The sequence below is a fragment of the Microcoleus sp. MOSTC5 genome, from assembly GCF_036701825.1.
Classification (GTDB): Bacteria; Cyanobacteriota; Cyanobacteriia; order Cyanobacteriales; family Microcoleaceae; genus Microcoleus; species Microcoleus asticus.
Genome location: NZ_JAUBRK010000039.1, coordinates 45,564 through 66,736, shown reverse-complemented (window position 1 = coordinate 66,736; position 21,173 = coordinate 45,564). Strand labels below are relative to the sequence as shown.

Below are 21,173 nucleotides of genomic sequence, written 5' to 3'. Positions count from 1 at the left end.
GATCCAGACCAACCCGGAAAAACTAGGCTGTCTAAGTTTCTTAAGCATTCTTCGCTAATGCTTGCGCTTCCCTTCGACTACGCTCAGGGTTTGCTAGGAAATCCCAGTTAGAGAGTGAATAGTAAGTATGTCTATTTGTTACCACCATAGCCGAATGCTTGATTTTATTATTCACTTGATTCCACAGGTTCCAAACGTGATGTGTTGAGTTCACCTCAACAAAGGCGGTTAAGGAGCCTGCTATTTTTCCAGACAATCTCATACCTCGACGAGCAATCACCAAACCCGCTGCTTCATCACTTGCCAAGCCCTACACTTTAAGGTATTTAACCAAACCAACAATACTATTCTAAGCCGGATTTACTGTGAGCCATAAAATCTTAAGATGATCGAGAATAGAGTTTAACAATTTTAAAAACAGATGATCGGCCCAGCCAGCAAGCATCAGAGGATACTTTTTGCCTCGTTCTTTTAGGTGTTTTTTCTTTACTTTCATAATTAAGTTGCTCACAAAAAGTTAGGTCTTTGTCAGTGGTAGCTAATAGTGATAATCCGTTAATGTCGCGAGGAAACTTCCCTATCTTAGACTCTAGACCCTTGGCAAATTTAGAGTCTAAAGAGGCAGTAACTAGGAATTTTAAATTATTCATTCCCATCCATTGACATAATTGATAGCCGAATGACTCCTTTTTACAGTGAAATCCAAATGCTTGATTTGGGCTGAGTGACACTTTTAATAGGATCGCATCTTAAAACTGCTATTTTTTGCTCATATTTGTATAATTTACCCTGTTTGTTATGGGTATGAAATCGTAATTTTTGCCAAATGGTTGGGCGATAGTTTCAAGAACAGGATCGAGGGAACACGCAACTGCAACCTTTTTACTACTAAGCAAACTTTTTACCGCATAAAATTTCCGAGCCTTTTTCAGTTGACTTTCGGCTTTGTTCAGCTAATATGTACAAGATTTGGGTTTGCCTTCTAAGGTTTTAATGTGTAAAATCCGACCTGACGCGCCACTGTCAACAGCGTCCTTAGCTGCTGATATGACCCTGTTGGCGTTTCTAGGGCTAATCCCGTAATTGTCTTGCAGATGTGTCCGCCATTTATATTTATTCAACTCATCACCTGACAGCAGAAAGTTGATGGTTTCACATACTGACTTGTCGAATATTGGGGTGTAACTTGCCAAAAATATTTCTAGCTGAGTTTTGCCAAGTGCCTTTAACTCATCTATTGATGTCGGAAGTGCTTTAGCCAAATAGGTTGGGAATTATTGGAAATGTCTAATAAAGGTAGAGGTGGAAACGTCTCTATCGACTCTAACCTTGATGTTCGCCCTGGGAGGCGACTTCATCCTTTGTAAAAAAACTTACACCTGTTAGGGACGTGTCCTTCTTGCGGTCCCGCATCCTTATTTTTACACCCGTGCCCGAGAAAAAAAAAGACAAAAAAAGAGAGAGCTACGTAAGTAACTCTCTCTGCCATCAGGGTGCATCTACATAACACAATATAACACAAGCGGGATGAGGGGTGAAACCCCTAAATGTAAAAATCAGGTAAAGAAATGTAGATTAAATTATAAAGTTATCATACAGCGCGAAAGGCGAGAGGGCGGCGGGATCGAGGAAAACCGATCGCGCGCCGCTGTATCCGCTACAAGACCCCCTTAAGGATCGCTTAGCCTGGGCCGTTAAGCTTCGCCACGAGCAGCTCATTGGTCAATTTGGGATCGGCGCGGCCGCCGGTCTCCTTCATCACCTTGCCGACAAAAAAGCCCAGCAGCTTAGTTTTGCCCGCTCGGTACTGTTCGAGCTCCTTGGGATTGGCCGCCAACACGGCATCGATCGCCCGATCGATCGCCCCTGTATCGGAAATTTGAATCAAACCCTTGCTCTCTACGAACTTCTGAGGAGAACCGCCGTTGGCCAGCAACTCCGGCAAAATATCTTTAGCGATTTTGCCGCTGATGGTGCCGGCATCAATTAGCGCCAGCAGTTCGGCTAAATCCTGCGGTTGGAAAGGAATTTCTGCGATCGCCAGCTTTTCATTTTTCAGATAAGCAGTAATATCGCCCATCACCCAATTAGCTGCTTGTTTAGCCACAGCACCGGCGGCGATCGATTTTTCAAAATACTCCGCCACGGCTTTGTCGTCAGTCAGCACCCGCGCGTCGTAGGGAGAAAGAGCGAGCTCAGTTTCGTAGCGATGGCGCTTCATTGCCGGCAATTCCGGCAGTTGAGCTTTCCAATCCTGCAATTGCTGGGTCGAAACTTCGATCGGAGGCAAATCCGGTTCCGGGAAATACCGGTAATCGCTGGCACCTTCCTTAATCCGCATACTGAAAGTACACTGCTTGTTTTCATCCCAAAGCCGCGTTTCTTGGACGATGGTTTCGCCATTTTCCACAGCTTGAATTTGCCGCTCGATCTCGTAATCGATCGCCCGTTCGATCGCATTAAAAGAGTTCATATTTTTAATTTCCACCTTCGTGCCGAACTCTTTTCTGCCAACGGGGCGCACCGAAATATTCACGTCGCAGCGGAGCGAACCTTCCTGCATATTCCCGTCGCCAACACCGATGTAGCGCACGATCCGACGCAATTCTTGACCGTATTCGGCAGCTTCCGCGCCCGATCGCAAATCCGGTTCCGAAACAATTTCGATTAGAGGCACACCGGCGCGGTTGTAATCCACCATTGAATAAGTTGAACCGCTCAGCCGATCGCTGCCGCCGTGAACCAATTTTCCGGCATCTTCCTCCATGTGCAAGCGAGTGATGCCGATTTTTTTTCTAGTAGAATTTCCCGTCTCGTCTACCAGTTCAATTTCTAGCCAACCGTTAGTAGCGATCGGCAAATCGAACTGAGAAATTTGATAATTTTTCGGCAAATCGGGATAGAAATATTGCTTGCGGTCAAACTTACTGTAAGGTGCGATTTCGCAGTTGAGAGCCAGCCCTGCTTTCACCGCATACTCCAGCACTTTTTGATTTAATACTGGCAACACTCCAGGCATTCCCATACAAATTGGGTCAATGTTAGTATTTGGGGCATTGCCAAATTCTGTAGAAGAACTGGAGAAAATTTTAGTATTCGTACTCAATTGACAATGAGTTTCGAGACCGATAATGGCTTCGTACTGAGTTTGGTTTTTTATCGAAGAGGGTGCAGCAGCAGTCATAAGCGACTTAAAAGACTGAATAACTTTAGATTTTATTTTAGCTTTTTATTTACCAAACCGATTGGAGATTATTTGTAGCTAGGGGCGGTTTGATTAGTCTCAACAAACACGTCAAACCCGCAGTGCGGCAGGGGGTGAAACCCCCTGCCACACTTTGGGAAAGCAGGTTAAGTTGAGACCAATCGGAATCGGCACACATAACGCCCTGCTACAAATTCGCTATCGACCCACGCCCCGAGCCACGCCGATATCCGTTCGATCGTCTCCAAACAACAACCCTGTGCAAAAATATATTTAGCGCCAGCTCCCGCCCACACCCTTGCCTAGGAAAGTTTTAGATCGATCGACCACAATTGCCGATCGATTTGCACGCCAAACCCTTTTAGTGGCAGTCTTTAATAGCACCGCCCGCTTCCAAGGATTGGCTTTGGGCACAAATTAAAAGTTAAAAATGTATAATTTGACATAACAATTACATATTTTTAATTTTTAAACTTTTATTTTGAATTGTAAAAGTAACACTTGCCTAAGTGTCAAAAATATGCCTGAAATTCCAGTTGAAAGTGCCAAACTGTTTCAGAACAGCATCACTGAGCTAGAGCAGGCGGAATCAGCTCTCGAACTAGCTTGGAACGAACTCGAAAAACAAACAGCAGAAACCATTGCTCGCATTGCCAACGCCGGCTCAGCAAACACACAGGAAATTACGGCCCGCTTTGCCGAGGCTAAGCAACTCCGCCAGCAACTTCAAAGTAAGATAAAAGAAACCAACTCGCGGCTGGAATTGCACCTACAAAACTCGCCAATGGCAGTTATAGAGTGGGACAGGGAATTTCGGATAGTGCGGTGGTCGCCAATGGCAGAACAAATTTTTGGCTGGAGTGCAGCAGAAGTAATCGGCAAAGACTGGCACGAATGGTCAATAGTTCATCAAGAAGACTTCGAGCAAGTGTGCGCCGTCACAAATCAACTTTTACAGGGCAGGGAACCCCGCAACATTAGCCACAACCGCAACCATACCAAAGATGGCTCGGTAATTTACTGCGAATGGTACAATTCTGCACTAATCGATGAATCGGGAACAGTAGTTTCAATTCTCTCTTTTGCCAGAGACTTAACCGAATACCACCGCACTCAAGAAGAACTGCACCAGCGCGAACAAGCTTTCAGCGCCCTAGCCGAAAATGCGCCTGATATCATCTCCCGGTTCGATCGAGAATTCCGCCACCTTTACATCAACCACGCAGTAGAATCAGCAACCGGAAAAACCCCCGCAGAATTGATTGGCAAAAGCAACAGACAATCAGGAATGCCACCCCACTTGTGCGACCTGTGGGACGAGACTTTGCTGAAAGTTTTTGGCACCGGCCAACAAGAAACCATAGAATTTGAGATTCCCACTTCCGAGGGCATAAAACATTACCACTGTCGAGTCATTCCCGAGTTTGCTGAAGACAATTCAGTAAAAACTGTTTTATCGATCGCTCGCGACATCACAGAGCTAAAACAAGTCGAATCCCAGTTGCGGCAAAGCGAATCCAAATTTAGAGTTGTAGTTGATTCTAACATGATTGGCCTCATTTTTTGGAACCTTAACGGCAGCATTACAGATGCGAATGCCGCGTTTTTAAACTCGGTAAACTATACGCGGGACGATCTGCTTTCAGGAAGAATTAACTGGCAAGAAATGACACCACCAGAATACGTGGGTTTAGATACAGAAAAAGTTGCAGAACTGAAGGCTAGAAATACGGTTGTTCCCTTTGAAAAAGAATTTATACGCTCCGATGGTAGTCGCGTTCCGGTGATGCTGGGCAGCTCATTTTTAGAAGGAACGAAGCAGTTAGGCGTCAGTTTCGTGCTGGACTTAAGCGAGCGCAAACAAGCAAAATCGCAACTGCAACAACATCAACAACTTTTAGAGAGCATTTTGACAACTATCCCGAACTTCCTGTACATTTACGATGCAGTAAAAAACAAAACTATTTATGCAAATGAATCTGTCACAGCCATACTCGGCTACACTGCCAAAGAATGGCAAGATTTCGGTACAGATGCTATCGCTAACTTAGTTCATTCCGAGGATCTGTTAAATTTAATTACAGGTATGGAGCGGCTCAAACACAGCAGCAATCGCTATGAAACCGATGACATAGACTACAGAATAAAACATAAAAATGGGGAATGGCGCTGGGTACACGCTCGGTCTACAATCTTCAAAAGAACCCCAGACGGACAAATGAGGCAAATTATCGGTTCCGTACTCGACATCACCGATCGCAAACAAGCCGAAGAATCATTAAAACAGCAAAAAGAACTGCTGCAAACTATCTTCGACAACGTGCCTATCATGCTGGCTTTATTAGACAAAAACGGTCAAATAAACTGGGTAAACCGCCACTGGGAACAAGTGCTCGGCTGGAGTTTGCCAGAAATTAAAGACCGCGATATCTTTGCCGAATTTTATCCGCAGTCAGAATACCGTCAATACGTTTTGGATGAAATCCAAGCAGCCAATCAGAACTGGAGCGACTTCAAAACACAAGTTAGAGACGGGCGAATTATCGATACTTCTTGGGCAAATGTTCGCCTTTCCGACGGCAGGTGTATCAGCATTGGTCAAGATATTACCGAACGCAAACGAGTAGAAGCTGAACTCAAAGAACTCAACGAAACTTTAGAAGCTCAAGTCGCGCAGCGTACCGCAGAATTAGAGACTTTTTTTGATACTTTACCGGACTGCATTTATGTTGTAGAACGGGAGAATATGCGCTTGTCTTTTGTCAACCATCCCCTTGCCGAATTTTCCGGATTCGACAGCCGGCAGCAGATCCAGGGCAAAACTATTTTTGAGTGCTATCCCAGCGAGATCGCAGAACGATTTTGCCGGGAAAATTTGCAGGTATTTGAATCCGGCAAAACTCTGCACTACCAGGAAAAATTTGTGGTGATACCGGGTGGCAATGCTTACTTCGACACGTTTAAAATTCCGATGAGAAATCTCAACGGCGAGGTTTATGCTTTAATTGGCACTGCTCGCGATGTCACTGAGTTGGTAGAGACAAAACAAGCTTTGTCAGAACGCACAGAGCAATTAGAAGCTGCCAATCAAGAATTAGAATCTTTTTCTTACTCAGTTTCCCACGACTTGCGCGCACCTTTGCGACACATTTCAGGTTTTGTGGATGCCTTAAAGCAGCGGTTAGAATCAACAGATGCTTTGAGCGATCGCAAAATAGTTCACTATATCGAAATAATTGAAGACAGCAGCCAAAAAATGAGCCTGTTGATTGACGGTTTGCTCGCCCTGTCGCGGGTGGCTCGCACCGAGTTGATGTACATTCCGATCGATCTGGCCCGTTTGGTACAAACTGCGATTAAATTGACTAAACCCCCAAGTGTTGGAGATCCGGCTCAAACTCCCCACAGCGTTGAATTTGCCGTGGGAAATTTGCCGACGGTAACGGGAGATCCAACCTTGCTGCAACAGGTGTTCAGCAACTTGATTAGCAACGCCGTCAAGTTCAGCCGCGGACGCAATCCGGCTACAATAGTTATTGAGGGTTTACCCGATGGAACGATTTTTGTCAAGGATAACGGTGTGGGTTTTCCGATGGAATATGCCGATCGGCTGTTTGGAGCCTTTCAGAGGCTGCACTCTCAGAGAGAATTTGAAGGTACGGGCATCGGTTTGGCGATCGTCCAGCGGATTATTCATCGTCACGGCGGCACGATTTGGGCAGAAAGCGTACCTAGTCAAGGAGCCACGTTTTATTTTAGACTAGGGCAAACAATCTCAAACGCCAATATAGATTCGTAAGTTAACTTTATTAGAGTTTTAAATGCAAAATTTAAAACTCTTATACACTTAAAGAAGTCACAATCTGTCAGAGCATCCGAATTTTGGTTTCACAGGACTGTTCGCTGTGAGAGCTCGCAGCGAAAAATCTAGACTGTGCAAGATGCTCGCACTCCTAAAAAACGCTTTTTATAGAATTGGGATGGGAGCATCTCATATTTGTGAAAACAGTTCTTCTGGCTCCTTCCTTGTTCCTCTTTCCTTCTGGCTCCTGCCTCAAACTCCAATTTCTAGCTTGGGTACAAAGGTCAGATGCTTCCCAATCGGTTCGCTCAGCCCTCGGCTCCGGGTGCTAAATAAAGGTCTGGAGAGTAGAGCATATAATTAATTTTATTAAAAACAACTAAAAAATTTGAGTTAAAATTAACAAAACTAAATTTAAACAATGACATTTAGCAACAACAACAACAAGTTAAAAACTTCCGAATACCTTATGTTAGATATAATTCCGACCAACTATCTACTAAAAATGGTAGCGGAATCAACATTAAAATTGTTGATTGTCGAAGACATGGCAGAAGATATCGAGTTAATAATGCTCGCCTTAGATGCGGGGGGAGTAAAATTTAATTGCGACACTGCCGAAACAGCAACAGAGTGCAGAAAATTACTCGAAAATTGCAAGTACGATGCTGTACTGTCAGATTACCGCCTCCCCGGCTTCAACGGTTTAGAAGTGTTGAAATTAATGCAGGAATTAGGGCAACACATACCATTTATTTTAGTAACCGGAAGTTTGGGAGAAGAAGCGGCAGTTGAGTGCATCAAAGCCGGAATGACCGATTACGTATTAAAGGGGCGGCTGTTTAGGTTGCCAACAGTCTTAGAACGATCGCTCCAAGAATACAAAATGCGCCGCCAGCAGCAAGAAGCGATCGCCCAAATTCAGCGGCAAGCTCAGCGAGAAGCGATCGTCAACCGCATCCTCCAAGCCATGCGCTTCACCCTTGTACTCGACGAAGTGCTCCAAACCACCGCAGATCAACTGCACGAAGCTCTCGAAATCAGCGCCTGCACGATCTTGCAGCCAGATGCCGAAGGCGGCATCAGAGTTCGCTACATCAGTAAAGCAGCCGACAGAGAACGGTTTGTCGGGCTAAATTGCGAATTTGCCGAGCACTACCACTCCGGGCTCGCGGCCGGGGAAACCCTGGCTCTCGACGAGCTATCGACCGTGTGCCCGTCGCTGCAAGCATCAGCAGAGTTTGTAGGGTTTAGCGCCGTCGCGATCGCGCCGCTGCTCTACCAGCAGTCATTTTTGGGAGGAATTGCCCTCTATCAGTGCGATCGGGCGCGCTCTTGGAGCGCCGAAGAACTGTCGCTACTCAAAGCAATAGCCGATCAGTGCGCGATCGCGATCCACCAAGCCGAACTCTACCAACAAGCCCAAACCGAACTCGCAGAACGCCAGCGCGCCGAAGCAGCAGTCTGCGGCATCCAGCAGCAGCTAGCCACAATGGCAGCCAACATTCCCGGCTCAGTTTACCGCACCGTGCTTCATGCAGACGGCACAATGTCTATGCCCTACATCAGTCCGGGCGTGCGCGAAGTTACTGGGATCGCTGCCGAAGAAGTAATGAAGCGCCCGGAACTCTTGACGGAAATCATCCATCCAGATGACAAAAGCTCGTGTGACAGCAGCGTAGCAGCATCGAGAGCGAGTCTTTGGCCCTGCGATCGCCAGTACCGCATCGTTCTGAGATCTGGGGAGGTCAAGTGGGTGCAAGACAGCGCCAGATTTTCCAAGAACGAAAACGGCGACATAATTGTAGACGGAGTAGCTCTCGACATCAGCGATCGCAAAGAAGCCGAATCAGCGCTGCGGCAAAGCGAACAGCGATTTCGATCGCTGATTGAAAACGCTACAGACATCACGATCATTCTCGACGGCGATGGAATCTTCCGCTACATCAGCCCTTCTGTCAAGCGAATTTTAGGATACGCGCCCCACAAGGCGATCGGGCGCAGCGCCTTAGACATAGTTCACCCCGACGACTGCGCCGCGATCGCCGAAACCCTCCACAAAGCCATTAGAAACCCCAAAAGAAGCCAGTGCCCAGTTGAGTACCGAGTCCGCCACCGCAACGGTTCTTGGTGTTATGTAGAAGCTGTAGCCACCAACTTGCTGTACGATCCCGCAGTCAAGGGAATCGTGATTAACTGTCACGACATCACTCAGCGCAAACTCGCCGAGGAACAACTGCTGCACGATGCTTTTCACGACGCGCTCACCGGATTGCCCAACCGATCGCTATTTACCGATCGGCTGGAACACGCTCTGAGGTTGGCAAAACGGCGCAAAGACTACTTGTTTGCCGTGCTGTTTCTTGATTTAGATAGATTTAAAGTAGTCAACGATTCCCTCGGCCACGCCATCGGCGATCAACTGCTAGTCGCGATCGCGCGGCGTCTGGAAGCTTGTCTCAGGGCTGGAGATACAGTGGCCCGCCTCGGAGGAGACGAGTTCGTGCTGTTGCTCGAAGACATCGACGGCCTAAATGAAGCTACCACCATTGTCAACCGCCTGCAAAAGAAAATCACCTCGCCCATCGTTCTAGACGGACACGAAGTATTTATCACCGCCAGCATCGGCATAGCTTTGAGTTCTGGCGAATACCTGGAACCGACAACCCTGCTGCGCGACGCCGACACAGCAATGTACCGCGCCAAAGAACTCGGCCGAGCCCGACACGAAGTTTTCAACAGTTCCATGCACGCCCACGCTTTGCGGCTGTTGCAGCTAGAAAACGACCTGCGACGGGCGATCGAATCAATTAGAGACCCCGCCAGAGAAGAAGACTTTCCCTCATCCCCCGAATCAGCCTTACCTCCCTTATCCGCAGCGCCCCAGTTTATCATTCACTACCAGCCAATCGTGTCGATCGCCAACAGCACAATTACCAGTTTTGAGGCCCTCGTGCGCTGGCAGCATCCAGAACGCGGCTTAGTTTCCCCCGGCGAATTCATCACAATCGCCGAGGAAACCGGCTTGATCGTACCCCTCGGTCGCTGGGTACTGCGCACGGCTTGCCAGCAAATCCGCCAGTGGCAGCAGCTATTTCCGAGCAACCCGCCCTTGAGCGTCAGCGTCAACCTTTCAGTCAAACAGTTTTCTCAGCCAGATTTAATCGAATACATCGACCAAGTTCTCGCAGAAAGTCACCTCGACGGCAGCAGTTTAAAACTAGAAATTACCGAAAGCGTACTCATAGAAAATTCCGAATCAGTAACAGCAATGCTGGTGCAGCTCAGATCCCGAAATATACACTTGTGCATTGACGACTTCGGCACAGGTTATTCATCCCTCTCCTACCTGCACCGCTTCCCCACAAATACCTTAAAAATAGACCGCTCTTTTGTTAGCAGGATGGGAGGTGATTTCGACCTCGGAAAAGGAGCCATTGACCCCACAGAAATTGTGCGATCGATCGTTACTTTGTCGCACAATTTAGGCATGGATGTAGTAGCCGAAGGAGTCGAAGAAGCCTCCCAACTATCTATACTCAAAGGATTAAAATGCGAGTACGCCCAGGGATACTTTTTCTCAAAGCCAGTAGACTCTCAAACAGCAGCAGCCCTAATCCGACAGCAAGCAGAAAATCAGAATTTGCTGACATTTAGTTTGTTAGAGAAAGGCAATTAAAAAAACACGGCACTTTGTGTGTCCCATTTCAGCATAAAATCTTAAAATATTTTAAAGCTGTCCCTAACTGGCGTCAGTTAATAACTACGGCATCCAAATCACTATGACTATTGGCTACCTCGCCCTCGTTCTCCACGCCCACTTGCCTTTTGTCCGCCACCCCGAAAGCGACTACGTTTTAGAAGAAGAATGGCTGTTTGAGGCGATCGCGGAAACTTACATTCCCCTGCTGCAAGTCTTTGAAGGGCTCAAGCGCGACGGCATCGACTTTAAAATTACCATGAGCATGACACCGCCCTTGGTGGCAATGCTGCGCGACCCCTTGCTGCAAGACCGCTTCGACGACCACTTGGCTAAACTCGAAGAATTAGCAGATCTAGAAATCGAACACAACAGCGGAAACGGTCACCTCCGCTATTTAGCAGAACATTACGCCGCCCACTTCTCTCAAGTTCGCAACTTTTGGGAAAGGTACGATCGAGATTTAGTAAAAGCCTTCAAACAATTTCAAGACACAAACAACCTCGAAATCATCACCTGCGGCGCCACCCACGGCTATTTACCGCTGATGAAAATGTACCCCGAGGCAGTTTGGGCGCAAATTCAAGTAGCCTGCGACAACTACGAAGAAAACTTCGGTCGCCGACCAAAAGGCATTTGGCTGCCCGAATGCGCCTACTACGAAGGCTTAGAGCGGATGTTAGCCGACGCAGGCCTCCGCTACTTTCTCACAGACGGCCACGGCATCCTCTACGCCCGCCCGCGTCCCCGCTACGGCAGCTACGCCCCAATTTTCACCGAATGCGGAGTAGCAGCCTTCGGCCGGGATCACGAATCATCGCAGCAGGTTTGGTCTTCCGAAGTCGGCTATCCCGGCGCCGCCGAATACCGGGAATTCTACAAAGATTTGGGCTGGGAAGCTGACTACGATTACATTAAGCCCTACATCATGCCCAACGGCCAGCGGAAAAATACCGGGATTAAATATCACAAAATCACCGGTCGCGGATTGGGTTTAGGCGATAAACAGTTGTACGATCCTTACTGGGCAAGGGAAAAAGCAGCCGAACACGCCAGCAACTTTGCCTTCAACCGAGAACGGCAAGTCGAGCACCTCAACGGCATTATGCAGCGTCCGCCGATTATTGTTTCACCTTACGACGCCGAACTTTTCGGTCACTGGTGGTACGAAGGGCCTTGGTTCTTAGATTACCTCTTCCGCAAGAGTTGGTACGACCAAAATACCTACGAGATGACGCACTTAGCCGATTATTTGCGGGCAAATCCGACTCAGCAAGTGTGCCGCCCGTCTCAGTCTAGCTGGGGTTTCCGGGGTTTCCACGAGTATTGGCTCAACGATACCAATGCTTGGATTTACCCGCACTTGCACAAAGCTGCGGAACGGATGATTGAGTTGGGAAGCATGGAACCTGCGGATGAATTGCAGTGGCGCGCTTTGAACCAAGCGGCGCGGGAAGTGCTGCTAGCTCAATCTTCTGACTGGGCATTTATCATGCGTACAGGGACGATGGTGCCCTATGCGGTGCGGCGGACTCGATCGCACTTAATGCGCTTTCACAAACTGTACGATGAAGTCAAAGAAGGCAAAGTCGATTCCGGTTGGTTGGAGAAGGTAGAAGAGATAGATAACATCTTCCCCGAGATTAATTATCGCGTTTATCGATCGCTTTAAGCCTCGCTACCCCTTGCCTCTCTCACCCCCCCAGCCCTGCTTCAGGGGGGGAAAGGATGCTAATTAAAATTATAGGTGATGGGGCGATCGACATGAGTGGAATGAGAAGGGCGATCGCATTTTTGGATGAAAAGATCGATCGCACTTTATGTCTTTTTCTCAACGCGGAGGCGATCGATCTTTTTGTTATAATAGAATTGTTCAATAACACGAATTATCTAAATACAACCGCTCGGGAAATATGAATAAACAAATCCAAACAATTGTCACCAAAACTCAGCAAGGTCTCAAAAAACTTTACGGCGAACAATTAGACAAAATTGTTCTTTTTGGCTCCCAAGCTAGAGGTGATGCTAGAGCAGACTCCGATATAGATATCTTAATAGTTCTCAAAAAATCCTTTAACTACTCTCAAGAAAGCGATCGAATTAGTATTTTAATTGCCGACTTATGTTTAGAATATAATGTGCTGATTAGCTGTGCATTTGCCACTGATGAGCAATTTTATCAGCACAATAATGGTTTCTTCCGCAACATTCGTCAAGAAGGGTTAGCGATATGACTCCAGAACAACAAAGACTACTGGATAAAGCGAGTAGAAGTTTGCAAGCAGCGAGAGAATTGAACAACACAGGTTTTCCTGAATTTGCCACTTCCCGTGCTTATTATTCAATGTTTTATATCGCCACAGCATTTTTAGAAGCTGAAGGACTATCCTATTCGCGACACTCAGCCGTTATCGCTGCTTTTGGGGAACGCTTCGCTCGCACTAATCGAGTTCCGGTAGAACTGCACCGCTACCTAATTGATGCTGAAAGAACTCGTCTCAGAGCGGATTATAATGTCGATCCAAATATAACAGAAACCGATGCCGAACAACTGATATCGCGGACAGAATACTTTCTCAATTTTGCCCTAGCCAATATTGATTCGCTTCCTCCACCATCTCCTTAAAGGATAGGAAGCTTGTTTGCTGTGGGGAGGCAGATCGCAATACTGTTGATATTAATGCCTAAAATTCGTCTATAGTTATGCTAAAATTAAATGTTTGTCAATTAAAAGCGACAATCTGGTGTTTTTGCCGAAATTCTAGAGTTTGTGCGATCGCAAATATCAAAGTCAAATTGAAAAATACTTAAACTACCTGATTGCTAATCAAGATTTGTTGCAGCCAACAATATCCACAATTTGCGAGATGGTGGAAATCTAACAGGTGGAATTGAACCGGGAACAGGAAGAGAGGGAACGTCAGGGCGATCGGGAACAAATGGAAATCGACTCGAAGAACGAAGAGAAAGAGAAAAAGCGCGGCCAACTTGAGAATATCATCTTTTTTGTCGGAACTGCGATCGGCGGCGGACAAATCTTTTGGGCCACCTATCTCCTAATCAAAGCTAAACCCATTAAATGGCAACCCGATTTTTTTCCTTCCGCTTCATCCCTTCACCGCGATGACGATCTGGAGTTTGCTTTTCGCTTAAATATTCGGCCTGCTGATACTGGGTATCCTGCCGCTGGCGAGAAAAATCTCCCCCAGAACCCTGCAGCAGGTAAGAAAAATATTGCCCAGGTAAAGCGGTGCGTGACAGTCAATAGTAAAGGGCTGCGGTGCAATGATTTTTCACCCTCACGCACCCTAAGACTGATACAAAACATTGTGTTGGTAGGGAAACGGCATTGCCGTGTCCTTTAGCCAAACTGAACCGGAATACAATTCATTAAACAAAAAAACCGGGTTTCTTTAAAAAAACCCGGTTAACATGAACACAAGCAATATTAACACTACTCAAACCTCAATTTTTCAACAGTTTCATGCCCATTTTTACCTTGTCCAAAATCGTCTTTTGCGAGACACAAGTAATCAGACAAAGCTTGCCGCAATTCAAAGTATCCCGGCGGACTTCCTGAGCTTTTTCGCCGTACCAAATCTCGCGGGCGGTGGCGTTTTTCACATTGCCAATCACCGGAAACTCATCGCACAATTTCACATCGCCGCGCGTATCAATCCAGTAATTGCGCAGCCCAACGCGACAAGGACGAGTTGAATCAGGAGCTTTTTCTTCCGCGAAGTGAGGAATCATCAATCGCAACACTTCATCGCTGTTCATAATCGGAGCGCCGTTGTTCTTCATTTCAATTAAGCGCTCGATTACTTGTGCAAATTCCTCCATGTCTTCTTTTTCAATCCACAATTCCTCGTATGTTTCTGGCGTCCAGCGGTTGACAGGTTGGAAGTTCACCGTCGTCGCCCCAATTCCCTGAGCCCAGGTGACTATTTCCGGGAGGTGGCGGAAATTGAGTCGGTTCATTGTCGGTTTGACGTTGATCGGAAACAGGACGTTCTGTTTTTCTTGTTCTTCGCGCAGATAACCGATTCCTTTAGAAAGCCGATCGAACAATCCCGGTTGACCCCGCAAATAATCGTGCAGTTCTGCATTCGGCCCGTCAACTGAAATATTCACATTAAAAGGACGAGCAGCTACAGTTTTGGCTGCGTTTTCCCTGGTCATGCAATAGCCGTTTGTGGTGACGCCGGCGTGGATGCCGTTTTTATTCGCAAAGGCCAGCAAGTCTAGAAAACCTTTTTTAATATAAGGTTCGCCGCCGCTAAAGTTGATTGAAAATTCGCCCACAAATTCTTTGACGCTCAAGAGGGCATTTTGCCATTCTTCGATCGTCATTTCGTCTTTATATTCTTTGAGCCGCCAATACTCGCACTGGCGGCATTTAACATTGCAGCGCTCGTTGACAATCCCGTAAAAAGTGACTGGGCTTGTCACGTCGTATCCTGTATTGATCCGCAGCGATTCGGCTACTGCACTCTTGGTGTGCTTGACGCCCAGTCTCGATAATGTTAAAGCATCCATGTCTTTTTTTCCTTACGTGTTGTTAGTTAAGCAAATTTCTTGAACCCTCTTTTGTACGTAGAATTACGTACTTATCGTGACGTATTCCTTTTGAGTACGTATGCACCATCCTAAGTGTTCCGTTTGGGTATGCCTAGATGTTTCTCAAATATTTATAATATTAAAATTTGTAACACATTAGTATTCCTAATGAATCAACCATGCTTTTGTGAAAACATAAATCAATATTAATAATTGCCAAAATATCTTGGCTTAAGATTGACTTAAATTAATAATTATTGTAGTTTTTGTTTAAATTTTGTTAAATAACTTCATACAGGATGTCAGTAAAACTACTTAAGTAAGCGGTCTAAATAATTTATTGTTATAGTGAAATGAGCAGGCGTACAGCAATTAATTTCACACAACCTTTACAATATGGAAATTTAAGTATTTACACGGCAAAAAATGGCGATAAACATGAGACGATATTTGCACGTACTGAAATTGTTCTGGGGTGCGGCGATCGCAGCGGAACTAGAATACCGAATTAACTTTGTCCTCGCGGCCCTCAGCAGCCTCGGAAATCTTACTGGCAGCTTGTTTGGGCTGTTTTTGTTCTATCGTACTGGCTACACTTTTTCGGGCTGGAAATGGGAAGAGGCTTTAGTTGTACTCGGCATTTTTACGGTTTTGCAGGGGTTTTCGTCAACCTTTCTCGCGCCCAACCTCAGCCGTATTGTCGATCGAGTGCAGCAAGGAACCCTCGATTTCGTCCTCCTGAAACCAATTAGTTCTCAATTCTGGCTGTCTGCAAACACGGTTTCCCCTTGGGGAATACCCGATATCATCTTTGGCGCCGTATTGTTGCTGTATGCTGCTAACAAGTTGGGAGTAGAAATCGGCAACTATTTCCTAACTGCAATACCGCTGTTATTTGGCATGGTAAGTCTTTACAGCATCTGGTTTATGTTAGGTGCTATGAGTATTTGGTTTGTCAAAATTTACAATGTTACGGAAGTTCTCAGAGGATTGTTAGAAGCCGGTAGATTTCCAATGACAGCTTATCCCGTAGCTTACCGATTTTTTTTCACATTCGTAGTCCCCGTTGCCTTCTTCACCACAGTACCTGCAGAAGCAATGCTGGGCAGAGGTGATATAGTTTGGATAGCAGGGGCTGGAATATTAGCGATCGGGCTTTTGTGCGCTTCCCGATACTTCTGGCAATTTGCACTCCGCTTTTACACCAGCGCTTCCAGCTAGTTAAGTAGGGAGGTAAGCTGCTGCACATCTAGATTGTCTATTATGTTTGAGAGGGAGAGGATTTGACACGTGGGGAATAGGAAATTGAAATATACATTTTAAAGGCAAAAGAGATTATCTAAAAAATATTTTATTCTATTTACTTAGATAGTTAAATAAATGTAAAATTTTAACCTATCCTTGAAATATCAACTGGAAATAAACCACGCAAACGAGGGCAAATAAATGAAAAGGAAACAACTGGGAAACAGTAATTTTACTATCAGCGCGATCGGTCTTGGAGGTATGCCAATGTCCTTAAGCAGCCGGCCGCCAGAATCGCAATCAATTGCGGTAATTCACCGCGCCCTCGATTTGGGTGTCACCCTAATTGACACCGCAGATTCCTACTGCCAAGATGAATCCGACAAACACCACAACGAGCACTTGATTGCCAAAGCTTTGCAAGAGTACAGCGGAGATGTTAGGGCCGTTACTGTCGCCACTAAAGGCGGCTTAATGCGGCCTCAAGGTGCTTGGACGCGCAACGGCAACCCCCATCATTTACGCAAGACAATTCGCGAAAGTTTTGAAGCGTTGGGGGGCAAGGAACCGATCGACCTTTGGCAATATCACTCGCCAGATCCCGCTTATACCATCGAAGCAGCCCTAGCACCTGCAAAAGAAGCCGTAGAAGCAGGAATGATTCGATTTATTGGAGTTTCCAACTTTTCTGTAGAGCAAATCAAACGCGCCCGCGATACAGTAGAAATTGTCTCGGTTCAGAATCAGTACAATCCTTGGCACAGACAGCCAGAATCAGACGGCGTGCTGGAATATTGCGAAACCGAAAAACTGACATTTTTTCCCTGGAGCCCTTTGGGAGGAAGCCGCCGCGTCACCAGCTTGCAAGATATGCCCGCGATCGCCAAATTAGCAGAAGAAAAAAACGTTTCAGTTTACTGTATAGTATTAGCTTGGTTGATAGCCCAATCGCCCTGCATCGTTCCGATTCCCGGTGCGACAAAAGTATCGAGTGTTGAGGACTCTGTGCAGGCGCTCGAAGTTAAATTGACTGACGAGGATTTGCAACAAATTGCCGTAAGTTAAGTATATAAGGGCAAAAAAAACAATAGAACAGGCAAGATGCCTGTTCCACGAGAACTTTATTGTGGGGGTGGGTTGGAAAACCCGCCCTTGAAAGTGGGATTTAATGAGTAAAGTTGACATTTTTTGAGGAATTGAATTTAATGGAAGCTAATCAAGTGAATGCCGATCGAGACGTAGCAATTGAACATCAAAACGTACCTGTCGCCCATGAAGGACTGCACAACTTTTTATACAGTTCCGACTCAGAACACAGCGCAGCAGCGACTATTTCTGAATTAGAAAATGACGGCACGCAAGTAATGTCGATCGATACATGGCGCGATTTGGCAACTAACGCGAAAGTCGCCGGGGTTTACGCTGTAATGGACACTTCCCGCCACACTCAGTTTATCGGTTATTCGCGAAACATCCTGCTTTCAATCAACGGTCACATCGCCCAAAATGGCGTCGAAAATTGCGCTTTCCTGCGCGTGCAAACTTTCAAATTCCCGAAGCGGGAAGAAATGGAAAGTTTGCGGGATGCTTGGATAGCAGAAATTGGCAGCATTCCGCCTGGAAACGGTGCTGAAAGCGAAATGTGGGCGGCTACGGTAGGCCAAGCAGCGCGATCGGCAATGTCTGCGGAAGAACAAAAAGCTTATGAGGAAAAGAAGCTGAAATTGCGCAAAGCAATGGCAGATTCTACTCTTACCAAAGAGTTAGAAACAGCGGCAAAAAGTGACGGCGAACGCGCTAAGGATTTGGAAGCTGCTGTTAACAATGATGACTGGAGTGCCGTGATTCAATCGCAAACTCAGGAAACAAAATCCGGTTCCTAAATCTGAAAAAGGTTTGTAGTGCTGATATCTTGTACTATTTTCAGAACGGGCAAGATGCCCGTTCCACAATACATCAAGTTTATTGTGGGGTGGGCTTCTAGCCAGCCCAAAAGACTAAATCTTAATCATCAACAACTGATAATGACTAATCACTAACTTTGCGTTCAGTAACTAAAGTCAAACTTACCCATTCACCACGCTCATTGTAACTGCGAATCATCCGAAACCGCAAGTCAGGTTCTACCAACCAACCGGCCTCGAAAAATATAGGTTTTCTCAATTCAATCTTGACAGGTAAAGTGCAAGAACCGCCGTCAGGAAGGAGCACAACTTGCACGGGGGAAGCACCTTCGTTAAAGTGCAGAACTGAACCGTCAATGCTGGCGCTAGAAGTGATAACAGTAGCATTACTGCCAAAAGTGATTTTGTTCACTAGGCGATCGCCACTTTCCAAATGCAATTGTAAATTGGTAGAATAGGAATCAGGATGACGATAATCTGGATAAATTGTCACCGCCTCGCCCTGCCATTCTCCCAGCAAATCGTCAACAGTTAAAGGCGGACGTTCGGGGACATTTTTATCAAGCTGCTTTTCCCGAATTAAGGTAAGGTTTGATAAATTGCCGTCGGTATTGTATAGCTGAACGAAGCGCAACCGGCGATAATTGTAGATAAAACCAAACTCGGCACCGCACTCACAATAAGGCGCTAGTTGAATAGTTCCCTGACAAAAAGCTCCATTCTCAAAAAACAGAATATCTCGTCCTAAACTTTGATATTCTCGCACAAGTTCGCTCACTTCCGGTTCGCCGACACCGCTAGGATTTGGGGAAAAGCGACGGAGTTTCAATCGCACTGTTTTGTTGTTATTTAAACCTTCGAGAGAAATAATGCTAGGAGTATCTTGAAGTACCTCTCCTCGCGGCGATAGCTTAGTGAATGAACCGTGCCATTCTCCCAAGTTTTGCAGAAAGTTTTCCCATTGTGATACCATATTTTACCTTTCGATATATGTGTAAAAATAGAATTATAACTCTGCTTACGGATTTTGGATTAAGCGATGTTTATGTGGGAGTGATGAAAGGTGCGATCGCCCAAATTAACCCGCAGTTAAAAGTCATTGACATTACGCACCAAATACCATCTCAAAATATTGCGGCTGCGAGGTTTTGTTTGATGACTGCTTTTGCTTATTTTCCGCCGGAAACCGTACACGTTGCTGTCGTCGATCCGGGTGTGGGAAGCAAGAGACGCGGGGTTGCGATTAAATGTGCTAATTGCTTCCTTGTTGGGCCGGATAACGGGTTGTTTAGCGGGGTGTTGAGTCGGGAAAGTGCGATCGCCTCTGTCGAACTCACGAATTCCCAATACTGGCGTACACCTCAACCCAGCAGCACTTTTCACGGTCGCGATATTTTCGCTGCAGCGGGCGCTCACTTGTCGAACGGCGTGGCTTTGGAAGAGTTGGGCGAGGCGATCGACCCTGCAAGTTTAGTCGAGTTAGAGATACCAAATTGTGCCGTTACAGCCACAGGTTTAGAAGGCAGCATCCAATATGTCGATCGCTTTGGCAACCTAATTACTAATATCCCCAATAATTGCATTATAGGTAACAATTGGTCATTGACAATTAGCAATAGTTCTGATGCAATTCGCATCCCCAGCGGTAAAACCTACAGCGACAGCGAACCGGGCGATTTAATTGCCATAACTGGTTCTGACGGTTGGGTAGAAATTGCCGTTAATGGCGGCAGCGCTCAATCAGTATTGCAGCTAGAATTTGGAGATAAAGTACAAATAATTTACAGATAGAGAGCGTAATCGGCATTCATCTCATTCTAAATGTATCTGCAAAATCAACAATAGTTTGGCGGTATTCGCTACTGTTAAAAAAAGCATCTCCATTATTGTGCTTAGCATTAGCAACAAGTAAAATTTTCTTAGGTTCAGGAGAAGCAGCATACAACTGTTTACTCATCGCAGCGGGAATCAAAGGATCAGCAGTTCCGTGGGCGAACAAAACCGGAATTCGCAACAATTTAACCTTAGCAAAAGAATCAAAATTTTGCCTCAGCAGCAGCCGCACCGGAAAAAGCCGCATCAAACTGTAGTGTTCTACCATATGAAGCATTGAAGTGAACGAACTTTGAACAATTAATCCCGCAGCTTCTGGATGTGCGATCGCTAATTCCACAGCAACAGCACCTCCCATTGAATGACCGTACAAAAAGATTTCGCTGGGCGACAATTGCCGCTGTTTCACTAAATAATTATAAGCTGTTTCCGCATCTTCATATACCCGAGCTTCGCTGGGAAAGCTGCCTTGACTGCGGCCGTAACCCCGGTAATCAATCAGCAATACCGAAAAACCCAATTGCCGAAAGCGGTAAGATTGATTGATATTCGCACCGATGTTAAAACCCCTGCCGTGCAGGTACAATAGAGTTCCTAATGATTGTCGATTTGCGGTTGGCAGCCACCAACCGTGCAGTTTTTCAATTTTGTGCGATCGAGCCTTAACTGGCAACCAAACTTCTTGGTAAGGGATGTTAAAAGCATCCGGTGTTTTGGCGATTGTAGGTGTTGGCTGAAAGAGCAAACGAGTTTGCAGAAAAAACAAGAGTATACAGGATGCAATGTAGGCGATCGCCCAAAGTTTTCCTAAACACAATAGCCCTCTCAAAAAACTTTTTTTTGTCTTGTTTAGCTTGCTCATTTTTGGCATGGCTAATTCTTAAATGCAAGTATTAAAAACCCGGTTTCTTCAAGAAACCGGGT

17 protein-coding genes are annotated in these 21,173 nt (G+C 46.1%); 11 read left to right on the top strand and 6 right to left on the bottom strand.

Translation table 11 applies throughout. The features are described from left to right. Positions 1–40 precede the first annotated feature (40 nt). From QUA54_RS21330 to gatB, 3 genes are all read right to left on the bottom strand, one after another. The gene (locus QUA54_RS21330; protein WP_333416190.1) at positions 41–307 is read right to left on the bottom strand and encodes a hypothetical protein; all 267 of its coding nucleotides are present in this window, start codon (positions 305–307) and stop codon (positions 41–43) included. Positions 308–953: 646 nt separating this feature from the next. Further along, positions 954–1,262, bottom strand: a complete 309-nt coding sequence (locus tag QUA54_RS21325) for a hypothetical protein (protein WP_333416189.1) — start codon at positions 1,260–1,262, stop codon at positions 954–956. 419 nt (positions 1,263–1,681) lie between these two features. After that, positions 1,682–3,184, bottom strand: coding sequence for an Asp-tRNA(Asn)/Glu-tRNA(Gln) amidotransferase subunit GatB (gene gatB / locus QUA54_RS21320; RefSeq protein WP_333416188.1), 1,503 nt, complete (start codon positions 3,182–3,184; stop codon positions 1,682–1,684). A gap of 541 nt (positions 3,185–3,725) precedes the next feature. Between gatB and QUA54_RS21315 the strand changes: the two genes are divergently transcribed. The 7 genes from QUA54_RS21315 (at position 3,726) to QUA54_RS21285 (ending at position 14,072) form a co-directional block, all read left to right on the top strand. Next, complete coding sequence (locus QUA54_RS21315) at positions 3,726–7,004, top strand: PAS domain S-box protein (RefSeq protein WP_333416187.1); 3,279 nt, start codon at positions 3,726–3,728, stop codon at positions 7,002–7,004. Between the two features lie 424 nt (positions 7,005–7,428). Beyond that, a complete protein-coding gene (locus QUA54_RS21310; RefSeq protein WP_333416186.1) occupies positions 7,429–10,686 on the top strand; it encodes an EAL domain-containing protein in 3,258 nt (1,085 codons plus the stop codon). Positions 10,687–10,789: 103 nt separating this feature from the next. Continuing rightward, the gene (locus QUA54_RS21305; protein WP_333203489.1) at positions 10,790–12,379 is read left to right on the top strand and encodes a glycoside hydrolase family 57 protein; all 1,590 of its coding nucleotides are present in this window, start codon (positions 10,790–10,792) and stop codon (positions 12,377–12,379) included. A gap of 56 nt (positions 12,380–12,435) precedes the next feature. Further along, positions 12,436–12,624 (top strand): hypothetical protein, encoded by a 189-nt coding sequence (locus tag QUA54_RS21300; RefSeq protein ID WP_333416185.1) that lies wholly within the window; start codon positions 12,436–12,438, stop codon positions 12,622–12,624. After that, the gene (locus QUA54_RS21295; protein WP_333307607.1) at positions 12,621–12,941 is read left to right on the top strand and encodes a nucleotidyltransferase domain-containing protein; all 321 of its coding nucleotides are present in this window, start codon (positions 12,621–12,623) and stop codon (positions 12,939–12,941) included. The genes QUA54_RS21300 and QUA54_RS21295 overlap by 4 nt, the downstream gene beginning before the upstream one ends. After that, positions 12,938–13,333, top strand: coding sequence for a HEPN domain-containing protein (locus tag QUA54_RS21290; RefSeq protein ID WP_333416184.1), 396 nt, complete (start codon positions 12,938–12,940; stop codon positions 13,331–13,333). The genes QUA54_RS21295 and QUA54_RS21290 overlap by 4 nt, the downstream gene beginning before the upstream one ends. A gap of 259 nt (positions 13,334–13,592) precedes the next feature. After that, positions 13,593–14,072: a hypothetical protein gene (locus tag QUA54_RS21285; protein WP_333416183.1), complete on the top strand. Its 480-nt coding sequence runs from the start codon at positions 13,593–13,595 to the stop codon at positions 14,070–14,072. 100 nt (positions 14,073–14,172) lie between these two features. On the opposite strand, the gene QUA54_RS21280 is transcribed toward QUA54_RS21285, so the two are convergent. After that, positions 14,173–15,246 carry a radical SAM protein gene (locus QUA54_RS21280; protein WP_333416182.1) on the bottom strand — a complete coding sequence of 358 codons (1,074 nt, stop codon included), beginning with the start codon at positions 15,244–15,246 and terminating at the stop codon, positions 14,173–14,175. Between the two features lie 459 nt (positions 15,247–15,705). On the opposite strand from QUA54_RS21280, the gene QUA54_RS21275 reads away from it, so the two are divergent. From QUA54_RS21275 to QUA54_RS21265, 3 genes are all read left to right on the top strand, one after another. Then, entirely contained in the window at positions 15,706–16,488 is a 783-nt protein-coding gene (locus tag QUA54_RS21275; protein ID WP_333416181.1) for an ABC transporter permease, read from the top strand. A 225-nt stretch (positions 16,489–16,713) separates the two neighbouring features. Beyond that, positions 16,714–17,577, top strand: coding sequence for an aldo/keto reductase (locus QUA54_RS21270; protein ID WP_333416180.1), 864 nt, complete (start codon positions 16,714–16,716; stop codon positions 17,575–17,577). A gap of 140 nt (positions 17,578–17,717) precedes the next feature. After that, positions 17,718–18,395, top strand: coding sequence for a GIY-YIG nuclease family protein (locus QUA54_RS21265; RefSeq protein WP_333416179.1), 678 nt, complete (start codon positions 17,718–17,720; stop codon positions 18,393–18,395). A gap of 145 nt (positions 18,396–18,540) precedes the next feature. Here the strand turns inward: QUA54_RS21265 and QUA54_RS21260 are convergent, their stop codons facing one another. Beyond that, positions 18,541–19,389, bottom strand: a complete 849-nt coding sequence (locus QUA54_RS21260) for a DUF3598 family protein (RefSeq protein WP_333416178.1) — start codon at positions 19,387–19,389, stop codon at positions 18,541–18,543. A gap of 17 nt (positions 19,390–19,406) precedes the next feature. On the opposite strand from QUA54_RS21260, the gene QUA54_RS21255 reads away from it, so the two are divergent. Further along, positions 19,407–20,207, top strand: a complete 801-nt coding sequence (locus QUA54_RS21255; RefSeq protein WP_333416177.1) for an SAM-dependent chlorinase/fluorinase — start codon at positions 19,407–19,409, stop codon at positions 20,205–20,207. A gap of 16 nt (positions 20,208–20,223) precedes the next feature. Here the strand turns inward: QUA54_RS21255 and QUA54_RS21250 are convergent, their stop codons facing one another. Then, the gene (locus QUA54_RS21250) at positions 20,224–21,111 is read right to left on the bottom strand and encodes an alpha/beta hydrolase (RefSeq protein ID WP_333416176.1); all 888 of its coding nucleotides are present in this window, start codon (positions 21,109–21,111) and stop codon (positions 20,224–20,226) included. Between the last annotated feature and the right edge of the window lie 62 nt (positions 21,112–21,173).

Excerpts from the sequence above, each read along its gene's own strand:
- QUA54_RS21270 (WP_333416180.1), top strand. The coding sequence starts at position 16,714 with ATGAAAAGGAAACAACTGGGAAACAGTAATTTTACTATCAGCGCGATC.
- QUA54_RS21290 (WP_333416184.1), top strand. The coding sequence starts at position 12,938 with ATGACTCCAGAACAACAAAGACTACTGGATAAAGCGAGTAGAAGTTTG.
- QUA54_RS21250 (WP_333416176.1), bottom strand. The coding sequence starts at position 21,111 with ATGAGCAAGCTAAACAAGACAAAAAAAAGTTTTTTGAGAGGGCTATTG.
- QUA54_RS21280 (WP_333416182.1), bottom strand. The coding sequence starts at position 15,246 with ATGGATGCTTTAACATTATCGAGACTGGGCGTCAAGCACACCAAGAGT.
- QUA54_RS21315 (WP_333416187.1), top strand. The coding sequence starts at position 3,726 with ATGCCTGAAATTCCAGTTGAAAGTGCCAAACTGTTTCAGAACAGCATC.
- QUA54_RS21300 (WP_333416185.1), top strand. The coding sequence starts at position 12,436 with ATGCTAATTAAAATTATAGGTGATGGGGCGATCGACATGAGTGGAATG.
- QUA54_RS21295 (WP_333307607.1), top strand. The coding sequence starts at position 12,621 with ATGAATAAACAAATCCAAACAATTGTCACCAAAACTCAGCAAGGTCTC.
- QUA54_RS21310 (WP_333416186.1), top strand. The coding sequence starts at position 7,429 with ATGACATTTAGCAACAACAACAACAAGTTAAAAACTTCCGAATACCTT.
- QUA54_RS21275 (WP_333416181.1), top strand. The coding sequence starts at position 15,706 with ATGAGACGATATTTGCACGTACTGAAATTGTTCTGGGGTGCGGCGATC.
- QUA54_RS21255 (WP_333416177.1), top strand. The coding sequence starts at position 19,407 with ATGTGTAAAAATAGAATTATAACTCTGCTTACGGATTTTGGATTAAGC.
- QUA54_RS21265 (WP_333416179.1), top strand. The coding sequence starts at position 17,718 with ATGGAAGCTAATCAAGTGAATGCCGATCGAGACGTAGCAATTGAACAT.
- gatB (WP_333416188.1), bottom strand. The coding sequence starts at position 3,184 with ATGACTGCTGCTGCACCCTCTTCGATAAAAAACCAAACTCAGTACGAA.
- QUA54_RS21305 (WP_333203489.1), top strand. The coding sequence starts at position 10,790 with ATGACTATTGGCTACCTCGCCCTCGTTCTCCACGCCCACTTGCCTTTT.
- QUA54_RS21260 (WP_333416178.1), bottom strand. The coding sequence starts at position 19,389 with ATGGTATCACAATGGGAAAACTTTCTGCAAAACTTGGGAGAATGGCAC.